Source organism: Parasporobacterium paucivorans DSM 15970 (assembly GCF_900141895.1).
Lineage (GTDB): Bacteria > Bacillota > Clostridia > Lachnospirales > Lachnospiraceae > Parasporobacterium > Parasporobacterium paucivorans.
Genome location: NZ_FQYT01000021.1, coordinates 1 through 18249, shown reverse-complemented (window position 1 = coordinate 18249; position 18249 = coordinate 1). Strand labels below are relative to the sequence as shown.

The 18249-nt window shown below is 45.1% G+C and carries 17 protein-coding genes; 14 read left to right on the top strand and 3 right to left on the bottom strand.

Annotated features, from left to right (window positions below):
* Positions 1 to 4 precede the first annotated feature (4 nt).
* The 3 genes from BUA79_RS09580 to BUA79_RS09570 all read left to right on the top strand — a co-directional run bounded on the left by BUA79_RS09580 (position 5) and on the right by BUA79_RS09570 (position 3873).
* A complete protein-coding gene (locus BUA79_RS09580) occupies positions 5 to 1027 on the top strand; it encodes an ABC transporter ATP-binding protein (RefSeq protein WP_073994212.1) in 1023 nt (340 codons plus the stop codon).
* The gene (locus BUA79_RS09575; protein WP_073994211.1) at positions 1020 to 1991 is read left to right on the top strand and encodes an ABC transporter ATP-binding protein; all 972 of its coding nucleotides are present in this window, start codon (positions 1020 to 1022) and stop codon (positions 1989 to 1991) included. Before BUA79_RS09580 ends, BUA79_RS09575 begins: the two co-directional genes overlap by 8 nt.
* 61 nt (positions 1992 to 2052) lie before the next feature.
* Positions 2053 to 3873, top strand: coding sequence for a peptide ABC transporter substrate-binding protein (locus BUA79_RS09570; protein ID WP_073994210.1), 1821 nt, complete (start codon positions 2053 to 2055; stop codon positions 3871 to 3873).
* Between the two features lie 57 nt (positions 3874 to 3930).
* Here the strand turns inward: BUA79_RS09570 and BUA79_RS09565 are convergent, their stop codons facing one another.
* Positions 3931 to 5469, bottom strand: coding sequence for a PucR family transcriptional regulator (locus BUA79_RS09565; RefSeq protein WP_073994209.1), 1539 nt, complete (start codon positions 5467 to 5469; stop codon positions 3931 to 3933).
* A gap of 152 nt (positions 5470 to 5621) precedes the next feature.
* On the opposite strand from BUA79_RS09565, the gene BUA79_RS09560 reads away from it, so the two are divergent.
* Genes BUA79_RS09560 through BUA79_RS09545 form a run of 4 tightly spaced genes read left to right on the top strand, consistent with a single transcriptional unit; the run spans position 5622 to position 10129 of the window.
* Positions 5622 to 5954, top strand: coding sequence for a metal-sensitive transcriptional regulator (locus BUA79_RS09560; RefSeq protein WP_094757416.1), 333 nt, complete (start codon positions 5622 to 5624; stop codon positions 5952 to 5954).
* 8 nt (positions 5955 to 5962) lie between these two features.
* Positions 5963 to 8419 (top strand): heavy metal translocating P-type ATPase, encoded by a 2457-nt coding sequence (locus BUA79_RS09555; protein WP_073994207.1) that lies wholly within the window; start codon positions 5963 to 5965, stop codon positions 8417 to 8419.
* A 16-nt stretch (positions 8420 to 8435) separates the two neighbouring features.
* A complete protein-coding gene (gene mtnA, locus BUA79_RS09550; RefSeq protein ID WP_073994206.1) occupies positions 8436 to 9494 on the top strand; it encodes an S-methyl-5-thioribose-1-phosphate isomerase in 1059 nt (352 codons plus the stop codon).
* Positions 9488 to 10129: an L-fuculose-phosphate aldolase gene (locus BUA79_RS09545; protein ID WP_073994205.1), complete on the top strand. Its 642-nt coding sequence runs from the start codon at positions 9488 to 9490 to the stop codon at positions 10127 to 10129. Before mtnA ends, BUA79_RS09545 begins: the two co-directional genes overlap by 7 nt.
* A 6-nt stretch (positions 10130 to 10135) precedes the next feature.
* Here BUA79_RS09545 and BUA79_RS09540 read toward each other — a convergent pair whose 3' ends face one another.
* Positions 10136 to 12232: a glutamine synthetase III family protein gene (locus BUA79_RS09540; protein WP_073994204.1), complete on the bottom strand. Its 2097-nt coding sequence runs from the start codon at positions 12230 to 12232 to the stop codon at positions 10136 to 10138.
* A gap of 362 nt (positions 12233 to 12594) precedes the next feature.
* On the opposite strand from BUA79_RS09540, the gene BUA79_RS09535 reads away from it, so the two are divergent.
* The 7 genes from BUA79_RS09535 (at position 12595) to BUA79_RS09505 (ending at position 17974) form a co-directional block, all read left to right on the top strand.
* Positions 12595 to 13839: an ammonium transporter gene (locus BUA79_RS09535; protein WP_334292714.1), complete on the top strand. Its 1245-nt coding sequence runs from the start codon at positions 12595 to 12597 to the stop codon at positions 13837 to 13839.
* A gap of 21 nt (positions 13840 to 13860) precedes the next feature.
* The gene (locus tag BUA79_RS09530; RefSeq protein WP_073994202.1) at positions 13861 to 14205 is read left to right on the top strand and encodes a P-II family nitrogen regulator; all 345 of its coding nucleotides are present in this window, start codon (positions 13861 to 13863) and stop codon (positions 14203 to 14205) included.
* A gap of 207 nt (positions 14206 to 14412) precedes the next feature.
* Entirely contained in the window at positions 14413 to 14670 is a 258-nt protein-coding gene (locus tag BUA79_RS09525; RefSeq protein WP_073994201.1) for a hypothetical protein, read from the top strand.
* Positions 14671 to 14786: 116 nt separating this feature from the next.
* Positions 14787 to 15503, top strand: coding sequence for an HNH endonuclease (locus tag BUA79_RS12290; RefSeq protein WP_094757412.1), 717 nt, complete (start codon positions 14787 to 14789; stop codon positions 15501 to 15503).
* A gap of 207 nt (positions 15504 to 15710) precedes the next feature.
* Positions 15711 to 16166: a very short patch repair endonuclease gene (locus BUA79_RS09515; RefSeq protein WP_073994200.1), complete on the top strand. Its 456-nt coding sequence runs from the start codon at positions 15711 to 15713 to the stop codon at positions 16164 to 16166.
* Between the two features lie 52 nt (positions 16167 to 16218).
* A complete protein-coding gene (locus BUA79_RS09510) occupies positions 16219 to 17664 on the top strand; it encodes a Sau3AI family type II restriction endonuclease (RefSeq protein WP_073994199.1) in 1446 nt (481 codons plus the stop codon).
* Entirely contained in the window at positions 17654 to 17974 is a 321-nt protein-coding gene (locus BUA79_RS09505; RefSeq protein ID WP_073994198.1) for a hypothetical protein, read from the top strand. Before BUA79_RS09510 ends, BUA79_RS09505 begins: the two co-directional genes overlap by 11 nt.
* An 85-nt stretch (positions 17975 to 18059) precedes the next feature.
* Here the strand turns inward: BUA79_RS09505 and BUA79_RS12685 are convergent.
* A partial coding sequence (locus tag BUA79_RS12685; RefSeq protein WP_207647338.1) for a hypothetical protein occupies positions 18060 to 18249 on the bottom strand: 190 nt, incomplete at its 5' end.

Sequence of the window (18249 nt, the reverse complement as noted above, 5' to 3'; positions counted from 1 at the left end):
TAAAATGAGTTTATTATCTGTAAAGGACTTACATACTTCATTTTTTACTTCGACCGGAGAGGTTAAAGCAGTGGATGGAGTCTCCTTTGATCTGGATGAAGGAAAAGTGCTGGGAATCGTCGGCGAATCTGGATCCGGAAAGAGTGTTACTGCATATTCCATAATGCAGATTCTTTCGAATCCCGGTAAAATCGTCAGTGGCAGTATAAAATTCAAGGGAGAAGAACTGGTAGGGGCCTCGGCGGAAGTGCTGCGAAAAATCCGAGGGAATAAAATAAGCATCATATTCCAAGATCCCATGACCAGCCTTAATCCTGTCCTGACGGTAGGGGACCAGCTGATGGAGGTAATACTTCTGCACACAGGCAGAAACCGCGAACAGGCAAAGGACAGAGCGGTTGAAATGCTGAAACTGGTCGGAGTAAATGAGCCCGAAAAAAGGGTCCGACAGTATCCACATGAATTTTCCGGCGGCATGAGACAGAGAGTTATGATTGCCATGGCGCTGGCCTGCGAACCGGATCTCCTGATTGCGGATGAACCGACCACGGCTTTGGACGTAACGATTCAGGCGCAGATTCTTGAGTTGATGAAAGAGCTTCAAAAGAAAATGGGCATGGCTATTATTATGATTACCCATGATCTGGGGGTAGTTGCGGATATGTGCGATGAAATCATCGTAATGTACGCCGGCCAGGTTTCTGAAAGAGGCACGGCGGAAGAAATATTCTATAACCCAAAACATGAATATACAAAAGGACTTATAAATTCTATCCCGACAATATCCGATGAAAGGGAAAGATTAAAGCCTATCGGTGGAAATCCTGTGGACCTTTTGAATATGCCCGATGGGTGTCCGTTCTCTCCGCGGTGTGAAAACGCAATGAAAGTCTGCCTTGAAGTTGATCCAAAGGAGTTAGTGATTAATGAGAACCATATTTCCAGATGTTGGATGAATGTTGTGGAAGGACTGGAAAACAAGACATTCACGAAGGCAGCGATAGAGGAGATGTACAGCCATGAATGATGAAAACAAATATCTGCTTGAAGTGAACCACTTAAAACAGTATTTCGATATAACGACAGGAATGTTTACATCCAAACCCCTTAAGGCAGTGGATGATATTTCTTTTAAATTAAAAACCGGGGAAACGCTGGGACTTGTGGGGGAATCCGGATGTGGAAAGACTACAGTCGGGCGCTCTGTTTTAAGGCTTTATGAACCAACATCAGGAGAAATAATATTTAAGGGAAAGAAAATCGACGATAATAAATCTATAATGGAAATGCGCAAAAAAGCCCAAATGGTTTTCCAGGATCCATATTCATCATTAGATCCGAGAATGACGGTCGGAGACATTATCGGTGAGCCGTTGGATGTACTGAAATTGTATGATTCAAAGCGGGACAGGCAGGATCGCATACATGAACTGATGCGGACCGTCGGACTATCCAGCGAGCATGCCACTCGGTATTCCCATGAATTCTCAGGGGGACAGCGCCAGAGAATCGGGATTGCCAGGGCACTGGCTGTAGGGCCGGATTTTATCGTGGCAGATGAACCGGTGTCCGCCCTGGATGTATCCATCCAGGCGCAGATCATCAATAAATTTGAAGATTTACAGAGCCAGCTGGGCCTGACCTATCTTTTTATAGCCCATGATATTCTGGTTGTAAAATATATATCTGACAGAATTGCGGTCATGTACCTTGGTAAAATGATGGAATTGGCAGAAGCAAATGAACTGTACAACCATCCGCTGCACCCATACACCATTTCCCTTTTGTCCGCAGTACCGATTCCGGACCCAAACTATGCGAAAACTCACTCCAGGATTACCCTGGAAGGAGATGTTCCGAGCCCATTGAATGCACCAAGCGGGTGTGTGTTCAGGACAAGATGCCCAAGGGCGACGGCTGAATGTGCGCAGGTCGTGCCGGAATTCAGGGAAGTATCTCCGGGACATAGTGTTGCATGTATTCACGTATAGCAGTCCACTCAGGAAGGTAATAATTATTCAGTTATTATAAAAAAAACAAGGAGGAAGAAAAATGAAACGGATTTTAACATTGATTTTATCACTAACAATGGTAACTGGACTGACGTTTTCCCTGGCTGGATGCGGAAGTTCAAATGCCGATGAGACCACAACTGGTGCCGCTGTTAAGTATGCGGACAGTATGACTGTTGCGCTGGCTTCCCAGCCCGACACAATAGACCCTGCACTGAACAGCTCGGTTGATGGTGCTACTTATATCATCCACGCATTTGCAGGTCTGGTTGGCTACCAGCAGAATGAAGACGGGACCCTGAAGCTCGTTGCGGATTGTGCAAAAGAGCTTCCCAAGGCAGAGACTCTGGAGGATGGATCCGTTCAGTATGTATTCGAACTGAAAGACGACCTCAAATGGAGCGACGGCAGCGCATTGACAGCACAGGATTTCGTTTACGCCTGGAACAGAGCTGTTGACCCTGCCACGGCAGCAGATTACGGATATATGTTCGAAGTTGTTGACGGCTATGCAGACGTAACAGCGACGGATGATGCTGGTGTAAGAACCAACCCGGACGCAGTTCTTAATGTAACGGCTTCGGAAGATGGAAAAACATTGACGGTGGTATTGCCTGTTGATGTTCCATATTTCTTTGAATTGTGTGCATTCCCCACATACATGCCAGTAAAACAGGATGTTGTGCAGGGCAATGAGGCATGGGCAACAGCAGCTGAAACCTATATAGGAAACGGCCCATATAAAATCACTGAGTTTTCAAACAGCCAGATTATTATGCAGAAAAATGAAAATTACTGGAATGCAGATGCAATCAAGACGAATGAAATCGTATTCGCATTTAATAGTGATGATACCTCTTTACTCGCAAACTACCAGAACGGTTCATACCAATTCATTGACTCCGTACCAACGGACGAAATTGCTTCATTAAAAGAGCAGTACCCGGATGAATTTGCAGTAGAAGGACAGCTTGGAACATATTATATTTCCTTCAATGTAAATGATAACGCCCTTTCCGACTTTACAGAAGAAGAAAAAGCGGATATCAGAAAAGCACTCAGCCTTTTGATCGACAGAAACTACATCGTAGAGGAAATCGGACAGGCTGGACAGGTTGCTGCGTCAGGGTTCGTTGCAATGGGCCTGACAGAACCGGATGGTTCAGAGTATATTGCAAATAACGGTCCAAAAATGGATGGAGCCGGATACTTCGAAGTTAAACCGGAGGATTATACCGCAAACAGCGAGGCAGCACTAGAGCTTCTCCGTGGGGTTGCTGAAACATCAGGTCTCTTCACTGTGGACGCTGATGGAGTCCTCTCTGGATTCCCAACACTTGCTTATATCACGAATCCTGGATCAGGTCACGAAGCCATAGCTGCCTACCTGAATGGCTTATATGCACAATATGGAATCAATATGACTGTTGCGACACAGGAATGGTCTACATTCCTCCAAACACGTAAGAACGGTGAGTATTCTGTAGCTAGAAATGGATGGCTTGCAGATTATAACGATTCGATTTCCTTCCTGGATATGTGGACCACTGCCAGCGGAAACAATGATTCACAGCTTGGCAAAGGACCTCATGCATCTTATGCAGGTTATTCACTGGATGGAAAAGACGGATTAACCTGGGCGAAGACCTATGATGTACTCATTGCAAAGGTTAAATCATCCAAGGATCAGGAAGAACGTTTTAAGCTTATGCATGAGGCAGAAGATCTGTTAATGTCAACTGGAGCAATCTGCCCGCTCTACTACTACACAGATATCTACATGAAATCAAAGAGCATGGATGGATTTTTTGCAAGTCCTTTAGGCTATAAATACTTCATGTATGCAACCGTAGCAGAATAATTGGAAATATAAAACGAGCCGCATCTTTAGGATGCGGCTCGTTTTTATTGGAACGGTTTAGTTGATGCTTTCCAGTCCGATGAAATCGATGATGTGAAAAGACAGCTCGTAGAGAAAAAGCTTACGGCCGTTATCCAGAGAAACACCCAGGATATCACCGATTTTAGAGAGCCGGTAAAAAAATGTGCTTTTGTGAATATTGAGTGCAGCTGCGGTCTTTAAGGCATTGCGGTCTGCAAAAACATAATTGCGCAGGGTATTCATATAATCCGTATTGTGCTTCAAGTCGTAATCACGCAGACTGAGAATATCCGGATGTATGGCCGTCTGCAGGGGAATAAGTGGCTCAACGTTTTTGAGTAGACCGAAAAGGCAATAATCCTCAAAATAAAGGATGTTTTTATCCGGGACATCTTTTTTCAAAAAGTGCAGAATATCCGCAGACTGGGAATAATAATACTGGGTATTGAGCACATTCGTAAAAGGATAGCTTACGGCAGCATACAGCTGGTTCAACTTCAGGAAATCTTCCAACCGCAGTTCCTCTTCGTCGGAAAAAGGCGAAGCAGGCTTGTCGGAAAACAGGAGCATGACGGGGGTGTCGCGGTAAATAAAGCTCAACCCACGTTTGCAGATATAATTAAGCTGATCCACATAATAGCGCGGGTTGATATGCTTATCCGTTACCAGATCGCATGCAAATGTAATGATGTAAAGGTAACTGGAAAGCTGATAACCTAGCTGGGAGAAACGCTGCTCCACGTAGCTGCGGTCACTTAACTTCCCGTCAAACAAAGTCTTCAGAAGAGATTCATATTTCAGTTCGCCCTTCGCGAGGGCGTTTCCCCGTTTCTGGATTTCGATGGACAGCATCTGGGCAAGAACCTGAACATATTCAATGTCAATGTCTTTGAATGGGTTCGCCTGCTCGGCAGCTACCACCAATCCTACCACGGACCGGTTTATCCGGACCCCACACATGAGGACATTCATGTTGGAAATTTCGTTATATGTGAAGAAGGCATCCTTGGATTTGAAAATTTTATTGATGAGATCTTTTTTGTGCATGGATTCTATGGAGGCAATGGTCAGAATTTCCCGGCTGCCCTGTTCTTCAAAATCAATCGGATTATGGTGCTCCGGGATTCCCTCTATGATGGAAAAGTTTGTGTCACAAATGACAACAGGGTTACGCAGATAGGAGTGGGCAACCTCCAGTATGGACTTGATGCCGCCCCCGGATTGAAGGATTGAAAACATCTCCTCTTTTTCCTTGTCGATGCTTATGGAATTTATAATCTCCATATTTATGACATTATGGACATCCAGCGGGTTTAGCGGCCGGTTAATAGACAGTGTGTTTTTCCTTGGGGAAACCAAAGCTGCATCAATCAGCAGGACAACACTCTCGTCCGGAAGGTTGAAATCCGTCGTTACCGCAAGGTAAAGGACATAAGGTTGATAAATACGGACATCATTGTTGGGAGGAGTCAGAAACTGGACCGTGGCGATCTTTTCCTCTCCATCACAGGAGCCTTCTACCCTGACCTGAAAGTTTTTCTCAAGAATCTGTATAATCTTGCCTAAAGGTACCATATATCCTCCTCTTAAAAATTCCGCTTATTCTAGTAATATAGCATTTAGATGGATAATAATCAAGAAGTGGAAAATCTTTACAGCGGAGATTATATGTGTTACCATTAGATATAGGGGAGGGGGGTATAGCAATGAATGCAAGGAGGAAAGATATGGAAAAAGAAACAGTTGAAATTTCAGGCCGAGAATGCAGCACATGCGGTGAAAGACAGACGCAGCGGGATGATAAATTAAAGGATAATCTGGTGAAAAGACTGAACAGAACAGAAGGGCAGATACGCGGAATAAAGGGCATGGTGGAAAAGGATTGTTATTGTGATGATATTCTGACTCAGATATCCTCGGTTCAGTCCGCCCTTAACTCCGTCAGCACACTGGTTTTGGAAAATCATGTCAGAAGCTGCTTCGTAGAAAAGATCAAAAACGGAGACGATGAAATAATAGATGAGATGCTTGTCACAATTGGAAGGCTATTGAAAAGGTAGGTGGAATCATGCAGAAGGAAAAGATCAGGATTACAGGTATGCATTGCGCCAGCTGTTCGGCGTCCGTGGAAAAAACCGTTTCCCGGCTGGAAGGAGTCAGCCAGGTATCGGTGAATCTTGCCACAGAAACTATGTCCGTGGAATATGATGAAAACGTGATACCCATGGAAGCAATCAAGGAAAGCATAACCAAGATCGGATTTGGAACAGAGGAAGAAGGCAGGTACGGCAAGGTGACCATACCCGTAGGCGGCATGACCTGCGCGGTTTGTGCCGGAACGGTCGAAAAGACGCTTAATAATACGGCAGGTGTGAAAAAAGCCTCGGTAAACCTGGCGACAGAGAAAGCCGTCATTGAATATGATCCCGAAGTAATCCGGATATCCGGTTTGAAGCAGGCTATTGAGAAGGCGGGATATAAGGCGCTGGACGTTGAAAGAAGCACCAGTTCCGGTGAGGAGGCTGCCCGCAAGGAAAAGGAAATGAAGACTCAGTGGAGAAAACTGGTTGTTGCCATTGTTTTTGCCATACCGCTTCTGTACCTGGCCATGGGCGCCATGGTCCTTCCTGTTCCAGCGTTTCTGAAACCAATGGAAAAACCGATGAATTTTGCCCTGGCTCAGATCATACTGCTGATTCCCATCATCATTGCCGGATATCAGTTTTACACAAGAGGATTTAAGGCCCTGGCAGCGAGGGCTCCCAGCATGGATTCGCTGGTCGCCATAGGCACGACGGCCGCCATTGCTTACAGCCTGTATTCGACCATGCTTATATTCGGTGGGGATCATATGGCGGTAGAGGGTCTGTATTTTGAATCGGCAGGAACCATCATTACCCTGATTCTGTTAGGTAAATCCCTGGAAATGAGGTCGAAGGGAAAGACTTCGGAAGCCATCAAAAAGATGATGGGGCTCGCACCCAAGACAGCGACGCTGGTCGTGGAAGGGAAGGAAAAGAACATCCCCATTGAGGAAGTGGAAGTAGGGGATATCATAATGGTACGGCCCGGAGAGAAAATTCCCGTGGATGGTTTTGTGACGGAGGGGAGGACCTCTGTGGATGAATCCATGCTGACAGGAGAAAGTATGCCCGTCAGCAAAATGGAAGGAAATGAGGTCTACGCAGCCAGTGTCAATAAGAACGGTACCATTCTCCTGAAAGCCTCCCGAGTGGGAGAAGATACGGCCCTGGCCCAGATTATCCGGCTTGTGGAGGATGCCCAGGGAACTAAAGCCCCCATTGCCAAGATGGCAGACGTCGTATCCGGCTATTTTGTTCCGGTAGTGGTGGTAATTGCGGTGCTGGTATTCTTTGCATGGTTCCTGACAGGCCATTCCTTTGCCTTTGCCCTTAAGATATTTGTATCCGTACTTGTGATAGCATGTCCCTGTGCGCTCGGTCTGGCAACTCCGACAGCCATCATGGTCGGAACAGGAAAAGGCGCTGAATACGGAATCCTGATCAAAGGCGGAGAAGCCCTGGAAATCACACATAAAGTGGGTACTGTGATACTGGATAAGACAGGAACAATAACAGAGGGAAATCCGGAGGTTACGGATGTAATAGCGACAGGAGACGTATCGGAAGAGCAGCTGATACAAATCATAGCATCGGCTGAAAAAGGCTCTGAACATCCCCTGGGTGAAGCCCTTGTCCGGTATGCGGATAAAAACAGTATAATGCTGTTGAAACCAGAGTCCTTTGAAGCAATTCCGGGTCACGGAATAAGAGCGGTTATTGACGGCAGGCATGTGCTGGTCGGAAACAGGATGCTGTTGTCGGATGCGGGAATAAATCCAGACCATCTGGAAGCAGAGGCATCACGGCTGGCAGACGAAGGGAAGACTCCTGTTTTCGCAGTTGTAGATGAGAAGGCTGCCGGAATCATCGCCATAGCAGATGTGGTGAAGAAGGACAGCAAAGAAGCCATCAGCCGGCTGCATCAGCTGGGGATAATGGTCGTCATGATAACGGGGGACAATCAGAAAACAGCAGAGGCCGTTGCTCGTGAAGTGGGAATAGACCGGGTGCTGGCAGAAGTTCTTCCCCAGGACAAGGCGGAGGAAGTGAAGAAACTTCAGAAAGAAGGGGGAATCGTCGCAATGGTAGGCGACGGAATCAATGATGCCCCTGCCCTGGCGCAGGCAGATGTGGGGATTGCCATCGGATCTGGTACGGATGTGGCCATAGAATCAGCCGACATCGTCCTTATGAGAAGTAATCTCATGGATGTGCCTTCCGCCATAGAACTGAGCAAAAGTACAATACGGAACATACGTCAGAACCTTTTCTGGGCATTCGCATACAACACGGCGGGGATTCCCATAGCAGCAGGCCTGCTTTATCTTTTTGGAGGACCTCTGCTGAATCCAATGATAGCCGCGGCGGCCATGTCTCTCAGCTCTGTCTCGGTACTGAGCAATGCTCTGCGGTTAAAAAGGTTCAAACCGAGTACAAAATAGTGCGGGAGGAGATTACATGGACACGATCAGATGGGAAGAGGGCAAGTTGAAAATCATTGACCAGACAAAGCTCCCGACGGAAGAAATCATACTGGACATTGAAAACATAGAAGACTGCCGGAGGGCGATAAAAAACCTGCAGGTAAGGGGAGCGCCGGCAATCGGGGATGCCGCAGCATTTGGAATGGTTCTTGGACTGAAAGAGATTCAGGCAGAAAACTTTGAAGATTTCTACGAAGCGTTTTTGGAAAACAAGCGATTCCTTTCCTCATCCAGGCCAACAGCCGTGAATCTTTTTTGGGCTTTGGACAGGATGGAAGACGTGGTTTTGAAAAATGCAGAAATGACACTTCCGGAAATCCGATGTCTCCTGGAAAAAGAGGCCATGAACATAGCGGAAGAGGATGCTGCAACCTGCAGGAAAATTGGAGAAAACGGTGCAGCCCTTTTGCGGGACGGAATGAGTATCCTTACCCACTGCAATGCGGGACGGCTGGCAACGGCCAGATACGGTACTGCCCTGGCACCTGTGTATGTGGCAGAAGAGCAGGGCAAAAGGATACACGTGTATGCGGATGAAACCAGGCCTCTGCTGCAGGGAGCCAGACTGACGGCTTATGAACTGAAGGAAGCAGGTGTGGATGTTACGGTTATAACGGACAGCATGGCAGCATATGTAATGAAAAATATGAGGGTGGACTTTGTCATTGTCGGCTGTGACCGGGTGGCGGCCAACGGAGATACGGCCAACAAAATCGGAACTTATGGCGTTGCCCTTCTTGCGAAGGCACACGGAATTCCATTCTACGTGGCCGGGCCGTTTTCCACCATTGACATGGACACGCCAACTGGGAGAGAAATACTCATTGAGGAGCGGCCTCCGGAAGAGATAACCCACGGATTTGGAAAGAGAACGGTACCAGTAGGAGTAGAAGTACTTAATCCCGCGTTTGATGTTACAGACCATGCACTGATAACGGGATTCATAACGGAAAAGGGAATCATCTGCCCTCCTTATAAGGAAGGCTTTGAGGCTGCTCTCCGGGGGATGAAAAGGGGGAATGAGAGATGTTGATGGAAAAGGAGCGAACTGAACTGGTAGATGGCGGAATCATCATGCTGGAAAAGGGCTTTACAAAAGGAACCAGCGGCAATCTGAGCATTTATAACAGGGAGCTGCAGCTTATGGCTATCACTCCTTCCGGAATGGATTACCGGGAATTAAAGCCGGAAGACATGGTGGTGATGAATCTGCAGGGAACGGTGGTGGAAGGGGAGAGAAAGCCTTCCAGTGAATATATGCTTCATGCGATACTATATGAAAACAGGTGGGATTTGAACTCCGTTGTACACGCCCATACTGTTTCTTCCACCACGATAGCCTGTCTGAGGGAGGACCTCCCGGCGGTTACATATATGCTGGCGGTCGCCGGGAAGTCTGTTAAATGCGCAAAATATGCCACTTTTGGAACGCGGGAGCTGGCCCTGAATGCGCTGGAGGCTATGCAGGATAATAATGCCGTCCTTCTGGCCAATCACGGGGTGGTGACCGGCGGAGAAAGCATGAAAAAAGCCCTGGACATACTCGAACAAGTGGAGTATGCCGCAGAGCTTTATTACAGGACCCGATGTATCGGACAGCCTGAGGTTATTGAAGATGAAGAAATGACAAGGATTATGAAAAAATTCAAGATGTATGGCCAAAAGTGAATTTTATTATCTGATTCCGTGCATCATTCGTGAGTAGGAAGGGAATGGCCAGTAGGATTCTTTGGAAATCAGTTCCAGCTTATCTGCGGCATCCCTCAAAACCTTCATTTCAGGAATGAGGTTGTCACGGTAGTAGGCCGCATGGTTTAAGACGGATTCATGGGAATGATCATCTGCCAGGAGGTTCTCGATAGTCTGGATGCTCTGCATAAGCACAGGCGTCAGTTTGCCGATTTTCTCCAGGAGGAGAGTTTCCATGGAACTGTCCAAGTCAAGGGAAAGTTCTTTCTTAGCCCTTAAGACAGAGAGCAGATCATTCTGGTAGCTGATTACCGCCGGGATGATGGACTGATGAATCATATCCACCATGGTGAGCGCTTCAATATGGATAGTATGGACATAGTTTTCCAGGGCTACGTCTGCACGGGCCACCATTTCGTTCTTTTGAAAGATGCGGTGCTTTTTCAGCAGTTCGATATTCTTGGGGTCCTTATATACCGGTATGGCATCCACGGCGGTTTTGAGGTTCAACAATCCGCGTCTTTCCGCTTCAGCGGACCATTCCTCTGAATAGTTGTTTCCGTTGAAAAGAATCCGTTTATGCGCAGTTATCTCATCCTTGATGAGGCGGACTGCCGCAGCAACAGGATCTTCACTCTTCTCCAGGAGGTCAGCATATTCCATGAGGGCATCCGCAACTGCGGTGTTCAGCATGGTGTTTGGAGTAGAAATGGACTGGTTGGATCCGGGCATCCTGAATTCGAATTTGTTGCCGGTGAAAGCAAAAGGTGATGTGCGGTTTCTGTCCGTGGTATCTCTTGTGATGTGAGGAAGGACCTGAGCATATTTGGTAAGGAAATCCGTTGATTTCCCCTGGTAGATAGTTCCGTTCTCGAAATCATTCAGAACAGCTGTCAATTCCTCACCCAGGAATATGGAAATAATGGCAGGAGGTGCTTCCTGTGCGCCAAGACGATGGTCGTTGGCTGCATTCGCCACGGAGGCTCTCAGAATATCCTGGTGTTCATCCACTGCTTTGATGACTGCCATAAGGAACACCAGAAACTGTGTGTTTTCTGCAGGTGTGCAGCCAGGGTCGAGAAGGTTGAATCCATCGTTCGTTCCTAAAGCCCAGTTGTTATGTTTTCCGGAACCGTTAACGCCAGCATAAGGCTTCTCGTGGAGAAGGCATCGGAAGCCGTGCTTGACAGCTGTGGTTCTCAGTACGTCCATGGTCAGCTGATTCTGGTCAGCAGCCACATTGCACATGGAGAAGACAGGTGCCAGCTCGTGCTGACAAGGGGCAACTTCATTATGGCGCGTCTTGGAGAATACGCCCAGCTTCCAGAGTTCGGCATCAAGATCTTCCATGAATGCCAGGACTTTAGGGCTGATGCTTCCAAAATAATGATCTTCAAGTTCCTGTCCCTTTGGAGATCTTGCTCCCAGAAGAGTTCGGTTGCAGTTGTAAAGATCCGGACGCTGGCTGAACATTTTCTCGTCTACCAGGAAGTATTCCTGCTCAGCGCCGACAGTAGCGATTACATTGCTGCTTGTGGTGTTTCCAAATAAGCGAAGTATGCGCATGGCCTGCGTGTTCAGAGTCTCCATGGAACGCAGAAGAGGAGTCTTCTCATCGAGGGCCTCTCCGCTGTAGGATACGAAGGCGGATGGAACATACAGGGAAGTACCCCGGACAAAGGCATAGGATGATGGATCCCACGTAGTGTATCCTCTCGCCTCAAAGGTAGAGCGGAGTCCGCCGGATGGAAAACTGGATGCATCGGGTTCCCCTCTTACCAGCTCTTTGCCGGAAAATCTTGTCAGCGGCTTTCCTTCCTTATCAGGAGATAAAAATGCATCATGCTTCTCCGCAGTTGTTCCGGTCAGCGGCTGAAACCAGTGAGTATAGTGGGTAGCTCCTTTTTCGATAGCCCATTGCTTCATGGCATTTGCAACTACACCGGCTACGTCCTTATCAAAATGCCGTCCCATTGTGATGGAATTGCGAACCGTGGCGTAAATGTCGCTTGGAAGTCTTTCCTGCATTACATTGTCGTTAAATACGTATTCCCCAAACTCTTCAGTCAGTTTGTTTTTCATAGTATATCCTTCCTTTCTCAAAAAAAGCAAAAAAGGTACCAGGAAGTATCTCCTAAGCACCTTCGCCGTTGAATTTATGATAGCTAATTTTAGCATTATCGTTTCCTAGTGTCAATCTCAAATTTGCCGTGAAAAAAATAAATTAAAAAAATGATTGACAAAATAAATGATATACTTTATCATTCAGTCATACACAAGCAAAGGCGCCGTGGAAATCCCATGGCGCCATTTTTTTATCATAATACCGATATTTCAAGACAAAGGCGTCTGAACCTGTAAAAGATTCAGGCGCTTTTGTCTTTTTATATAAGTAAGTATCAAAATGCAATGTAAAAGAAAGAGGAGGTATTACAATGAATACAGTGAATACAGGAGACACTGCTTTTATGCTGATTGCAACAGCCATGGTTCTTTTTATGACGCCGGGGCTTGCATTCTTTTACGGAGGACTCGTTCAACGAAAAAATGTTCTAAACACAATGGTTTCATCCATAGTTCTCATGGGAATCGCAACGGCCTTGTGGATATTCGTGGGTTACTCAGTTAGCTTTTCGGGAGACATCGGCGGGATTATAGGTAATTTTGACTGGACATTTATGAGGAATGTATCCGCTGATGTACCTGGACCATATTCCAGTACAATATCGAACCTTACATTCGCCATGTTCCAGATGATGTTTGCCGTTATCACACCGGCCATCATTACAGGTGCAGTGGCCGGCCGTATGAATTTCAAGGCCCTGTTAGGATTTGTTGTGTTATGGTCATTACTTGTTTATTATCCATTGGCACATATGGTCTGGGGTGCAGGCGGATTTATGGGAACAGTGCTTGGTTCGGTTGATTTCGCCGGTGGAAACGTAGTACATATCAGTTCCGGTGTAAGCGGGCTTGTGTTATCCATAATACTTGGAAAAAGACGTGGATATAATAAAGTATCTTACCGGACACACAACATTCCATTTGTGATTCTTGGCGCTTCCATTCTATGGTTTGGATGGTTTGCCTTCAATGCCGGAAGTGCTCTTGGAGCCAGTGGTCTTGCCGTACATGCATTTATGACAACAAATACATCTGCTGCTTTTGCTCTTCTTTCCTGGATGGTTTTGGATATGATTAAACAGGGCAAGCCAACAGCAGTAGGAGCAGCCACGGGTGGTATCCTTGGACTCGTCGCAATTACACCGGGAGCTGGTTTTGTTCCAATATGGGCAGCCATTATTATAGGAATACTGGTAAGTCCAATCTGCTATTTTTCTATTGCGGTTATCAAAAAGCGTTTCGGGTATGATGATGCACTGGATGCCTTCGGATGTCATGGAATCGGTGGTATATGGGGAGGTCTGGCGACTGGAATATTCACAGACAGCAGCATTAACGGTGTAGCTAAATGGAATGGTCTAATTTTTGGTGAACATAGATTATTTGTAGCTCAGGTTCTAAGTATTTTGCTATCAATTGCAGTATCCATTGTTGGTACTGTCGTATGCGCCTTTATAGTTAAAATATTCGTTCCTCTCAGGGTTTCTGAAGCCGACGAAAAATTGGGACTGGACATGTCCCAGCATGGCGAGAGTGCATATCCGGCATTTAATGGTCTTGATTAATCAACGAAAGGAGATGAGCATATGTATAAAGTAGAAGCCATCGTAAGAGAAGAAAAATATGAGGATATCAAAGATGCCTTAAGGGACATCGAAATCCACGGAATCACCGTATATCAGGTGATGGGATGTGGGGTGCAGAAGGGTTATGAGAGCATCGTCAGAGGAACCAAGGTGGACATCAATATGCTGCCTAAAATAAAGTTCGAAATTGTCGTATCAAGCAGAGAATGGGCAGATAAGACGATAGAGGCATTATCCAAAGCAGCATTTACGGGAAACGTTGGTGACGGCAAGATATTCGTGTATGAAATTCTTGACGCCGTACGTATCAGTACCGGCCAGAGGGGCCCTGAAGCAATCTTTTGATTGTTGCAGTGAGACGATGAATAATATTGAATAAATCATGAAAGAGAGCTGTCCGATGTGGAGAAATCCGGCGGGCAGTTTTTTTGCGTTGCTAGATGGTTCGCAGAGGAGCAAACCTTTATAAACACTATACTTTCTCTCACATAAATGTTACTATTTACCTAATATTATGCAATAAATGTAATTGTTATCGGGGAGGATACATTTATGCTGCTAAACATGGAACAAAGAAAGATTATCAATAACACAGTCATGGGCCATTCCGTACTGAAAGGCGTTGCCGGATCCGGCAAAACAACCGTAGCTATCAGTAGAATACCGTTTTTGTTGAACAATTATTGCATGGAGGAATCGGATCGGATTCTTATGGAAAGGAAGAACAGGTCCGTCAGTGGTCCGTCAGTGGTTCATCAGGGAGCTGATGGGGAGCCTTGTGATGCTTATCCCGGAGAATCAGGAGTATGAACCAATAGCAGTCAGTGCGGATCAAATCCGTATTATAGGGGTGGCTGCAGGAGTCGCAAAAAAAACAATGGGGATGTGATAGTACAGCGCGGTTGTTTGCTGAGAAATGGGGCAGTATGAATACAGAATTCGTTTTAAGGGAGTATTATATACGCTATTTGCGTGATGTACGTCAGCTTTCGGAATCATCCATCAAACATTATATTGATGCACTAAATAATATTTCCAGATATCTAGTGAAAAATAAAAAGATTGAAAAAATGATCTATGAAGTTGGAGACATAGGTGAGTTAGAGATAATCAGGGCATATCTGCACTCTGATGAAGAATTTAAGGCTCTCGATAAGCGCGGACATCGAATGTACAGTGCGAGTTTAAATAATTATTATAAATTTGCTATTGGCGAAGGATTTCAAAATGAGAGAAAGAAATTGGAGATTCTTGACATTGAAATTCCTGTTCAAGGTCAGGTAGCTTCTGCCCAGAAGATTTGGAAACGTTCAGGAATAATCTTAAGGCAATCTATTGAATCAGCGGGATATAAATGTGAAATAGATTCATCTCATACTACATTTACAGCCGAAAGCACGCGGCGTCAATATATGGAAGGGCATCATGCAATTCCAATTCATAGGCAAGTGCACTTTGATATCAGTCTGGATGTTTATGCAAATATCGTATGCTTGTGTCCTACATGTCATAGACTTTTGCATCATGGATTGGGAAAAGATAAAATGAATGCGCTGAATCAGATTTATAATGAACGTGTAGATAGACTGGCACATAGCGGAATAAAAATCAGCAAGAGCGAATTCGTTGAAATTGCAATTTAAATGGTGTGCGGAAGCTGATACCCATTACACAAGAAGCCAGGGCAGCATTGATAGCTACAGCTTTGATTCTGGATGAATTGAAGCAAATATCAATTGAGAGTTGTGCAAAAACCGCTATAGATAAGGAATTCATCCTATGCATAGAGAAAAATGAACAATCAGAAAAAGTGAGATTAGAAAGACATACCGATTACAGGAGATAATTGTATGGATCGCATGACCAAAGAACAGCGACATAAGACTATGAGCCATATTCGAAGCAAGGACACTACGATAGAGGTGAAATTACGTAAAGCGCTATGGCACAAAGGCTTTCGATATCGGAAAAACTATAAGGCTCTGCCTGGGACTCCGGATATTGCTTTGACCAAATATAAAATTGCAGTTTTCTGTGATAGCGAATTTTTCCATGGAAAGGACTGGGAGATACTGAAACCCAAGCTGGAGGTGGCGGAGAACAGCGACTATTGGATAAAGAAAATCACGCGGAACCGGGAGCGGGATATTGAGATAGACAAGGAACTCCTTTTTCTTGGGTGGACAGTCATACACTTCTGGGGGAAAGATATCCTGAAAAAAACGGACGAATGCATTAAGGTGATTGAGGATGCTGCATTTAATGTGATGTTTGGAGAAATGCCGCTGGAAAATGACGATTATTAAGTGGAGTTTATTGATTGAAAGGACGCAGAAGACGACTGCATCAGGGTGAATAATGGATAACAATTATTGGAAAGAATTTGAAAAAGAATATGACGAAACGGATCCACTAAGCATAGAGAATTATGCGCAAAAGCTTATTGGAAGGACGTTTGCGGATATTGTTAAGGAAAGCGCGATGATTCGTGAGGCGAGTAACTATTACAACCAGTATGATGACAGTAAAAGGAAGGGCAGGCTAGGGGAACTGATTGAGGAGTGCTTCTTTCACTATCAGTGCAACAATGATTCGAAGCCGGATTTTGATAAGGCGGGAGTGGAGCTGAAAGTGACTCCATACCGTGTAAACAACAATAAGACCCTGTCTGCAAAGGAACGGCTGATTATTACCATGATTGATTATTGTAAAGTCATAGATGAGTCATTTGAGGAAAGCCACATGTGGGAAAAGTCGAAGCTGATTCTTCTGGTCTATTATCTGTTCGATAAAGAAATGGAGAGCAGACTAGATTACGAAATCGGATTTGCCAAGCTCTTCACTCCTCCGGAAAAGGATCAGTACATCATTCGGCAGGACTTCGAGAAGATAGTCGCAAAAATCCGAGCAGGAAAGGCCCATGAGCTGTCGGAGGGAGATACCCTATATTTAGGTGCGGCACCGAAAGCGGCCACATCAAAGAATAGAAGAAAGCAGCCATTTAGCGATGAGCTGGCGAAACCGAGAGCCTTCGCATTCAAAAACTCATATATGACATATGTTCTGAACAACTATATCGTCCCAGGAAAACAGTCCTACGAACCTATAATGGAAGAAGTGGCTGAAGAGTCGTTCGAAGATTATGTGGTGAACAAATTGCATGAATACAAGGGGTGGTCCGTTACTAATCTTTGCCGGAAATTCAATGTGGATTTTGAAAAGTGCCCGAAAAATCTGGGGGCTATGCTGGCATACCGGATATTAGGGGTCAGAGGTAACCATGCAGAAGAGTTCGAGAAGGCAAATGTTGCGTTGAAGACAATTCGTATCAGTAGCGATAACAAAATCAGGGAGAATATGTCATTTCCGACATTCAAGTTCAAAGAACTGGTAGGGGAAGAATGGGAGACGTCGACATTCTATACCTATCTCAGCGAAACAAGGTTTTTATTTGTTGTCTATAAGTTTGATAAGAATAAAGAATTGTATTTAGAAGGCTGTCAGTTCTGGAATATTCCGTATAAGGATTTGAGCGAAGAGGTTCATTCTGTTTGGGAAAAGACAAGGCAGGTATTGTGTGAAGGATTACATGTGACGGAGAAGAATGGAAAACATTATAATAATTTTCCGAAATCTTCGGAGAACAGAGTGAGTCATGTGAGGCCGCACGCTTTAAATGCAAAGGATACATATGAACTGCCGGACGGGAGGCTGTATCCAAAGCAGTGCTTTTGGCTGAATAATAGTTATATTTTGGAGCAGTTGGATGAAGGTTTTTTAGGGAGGTCTGAATATGAAATATGATTTTCTTTATAACGTACAACTTGTGCCGTTGTTAGTCGAAAATTGTTCACCAGAGGAGTTCAGAGAAAGATTGATTGATATACCATATTTAATGTATGAGGTTGAAACAACTGAAAGTGGACATATCATAGCCGTTAACAAACCTGGAGGAAAAAAGAACTATGGTAGATTTTCAAAAAATGATTTGATGGTATTCGTTTTAAATCGGGAAAGCCCTGCGCAGATTGTTTTGTTATCACATAAAGAAATATATAATGATATCGTTTTGAAAAAAGAGAAAAATCCAGATGTTTTTGACTCCTTGATCTGACCTGCCACTGCTCACTCACATTGTCCATGGTCAGATATTTTTGCTCTCTTGTTTTGTCCATTGATATCGTATTATAATGCCATTATCAAATAGGCATTGAGGTGAACAGGAAAAACCACAATACGATTTCTCCCCTACCAAAGATTGATTTCGTATTGTGGTCCCAATAAACATGATTATAGTAGCACAATACGAAAAACTCTTCAATACAGATACACATATTTTTCATCAAGAGTAAAGAAGTTTCCTGCTGTCCGGTCTGCAGTGGCAGCTTA

What these genes read in the sequence shown, in the direction of transcription:
- BUA79_RS09580 (WP_073994212.1), top strand. Translation starts at nt 5, where the DNA reads ATGAGTTTATTATCTGTAAAGGACTTACATACTTCATTTTTTACTTCG.
- BUA79_RS09575 (WP_073994211.1), top strand. Translation starts at nt 1,020, where the DNA reads ATGAATGATGAAAACAAATATCTGCTTGAAGTGAACCACTTAAAACAG.
- BUA79_RS09570 (WP_073994210.1), top strand. Translation starts at nt 2,053, where the DNA reads ATGAAACGGATTTTAACATTGATTTTATCACTAACAATGGTAACTGGA.
- BUA79_RS09565 (WP_073994209.1), bottom strand. Translation starts at nt 5,469, where the DNA reads ATGGTACCTTTAGGCAAGATTATACAGATTCTTGAGAAAAACTTTCAG.
- BUA79_RS09560 (WP_094757416.1), top strand. Translation starts at nt 5,622, where the DNA reads ATGGAAAAAGAAACAGTTGAAATTTCAGGCCGAGAATGCAGCACATGC.
- BUA79_RS09555 (WP_073994207.1), top strand. Translation starts at nt 5,963, where the DNA reads ATGCAGAAGGAAAAGATCAGGATTACAGGTATGCATTGCGCCAGCTGT.
- mtnA (WP_073994206.1), top strand. Translation starts at nt 8,436, where the DNA reads ATGGACACGATCAGATGGGAAGAGGGCAAGTTGAAAATCATTGACCAG.
- BUA79_RS09545 (WP_073994205.1), top strand. Translation starts at nt 9,488, where the DNA reads ATGTTGATGGAAAAGGAGCGAACTGAACTGGTAGATGGCGGAATCATC.
- BUA79_RS09540 (WP_073994204.1), bottom strand. Translation starts at nt 12,232, where the DNA reads ATGAAAAACAAACTGACTGAAGAGTTTGGGGAATACGTATTTAACGAC.
- BUA79_RS09530 (WP_073994202.1), top strand. Translation starts at nt 13,861, where the DNA reads ATGTATAAAGTAGAAGCCATCGTAAGAGAAGAAAAATATGAGGATATC.
- BUA79_RS09525 (WP_073994201.1), top strand. Translation starts at nt 14,413, where the DNA reads ATGCTGCTAAACATGGAACAAAGAAAGATTATCAATAACACAGTCATG.
- BUA79_RS12290 (WP_094757412.1), top strand. Translation starts at nt 14,787, where the DNA reads ATGAATACAGAATTCGTTTTAAGGGAGTATTATATACGCTATTTGCGT.
- BUA79_RS09515 (WP_073994200.1), top strand. Translation starts at nt 15,711, where the DNA reads ATGGATCGCATGACCAAAGAACAGCGACATAAGACTATGAGCCATATT.
- BUA79_RS09510 (WP_073994199.1), top strand. Translation starts at nt 16,219, where the DNA reads ATGGATAACAATTATTGGAAAGAATTTGAAAAAGAATATGACGAAACG.
- BUA79_RS09505 (WP_073994198.1), top strand. Translation starts at nt 17,654, where the DNA reads ATGAAATATGATTTTCTTTATAACGTACAACTTGTGCCGTTGTTAGTC.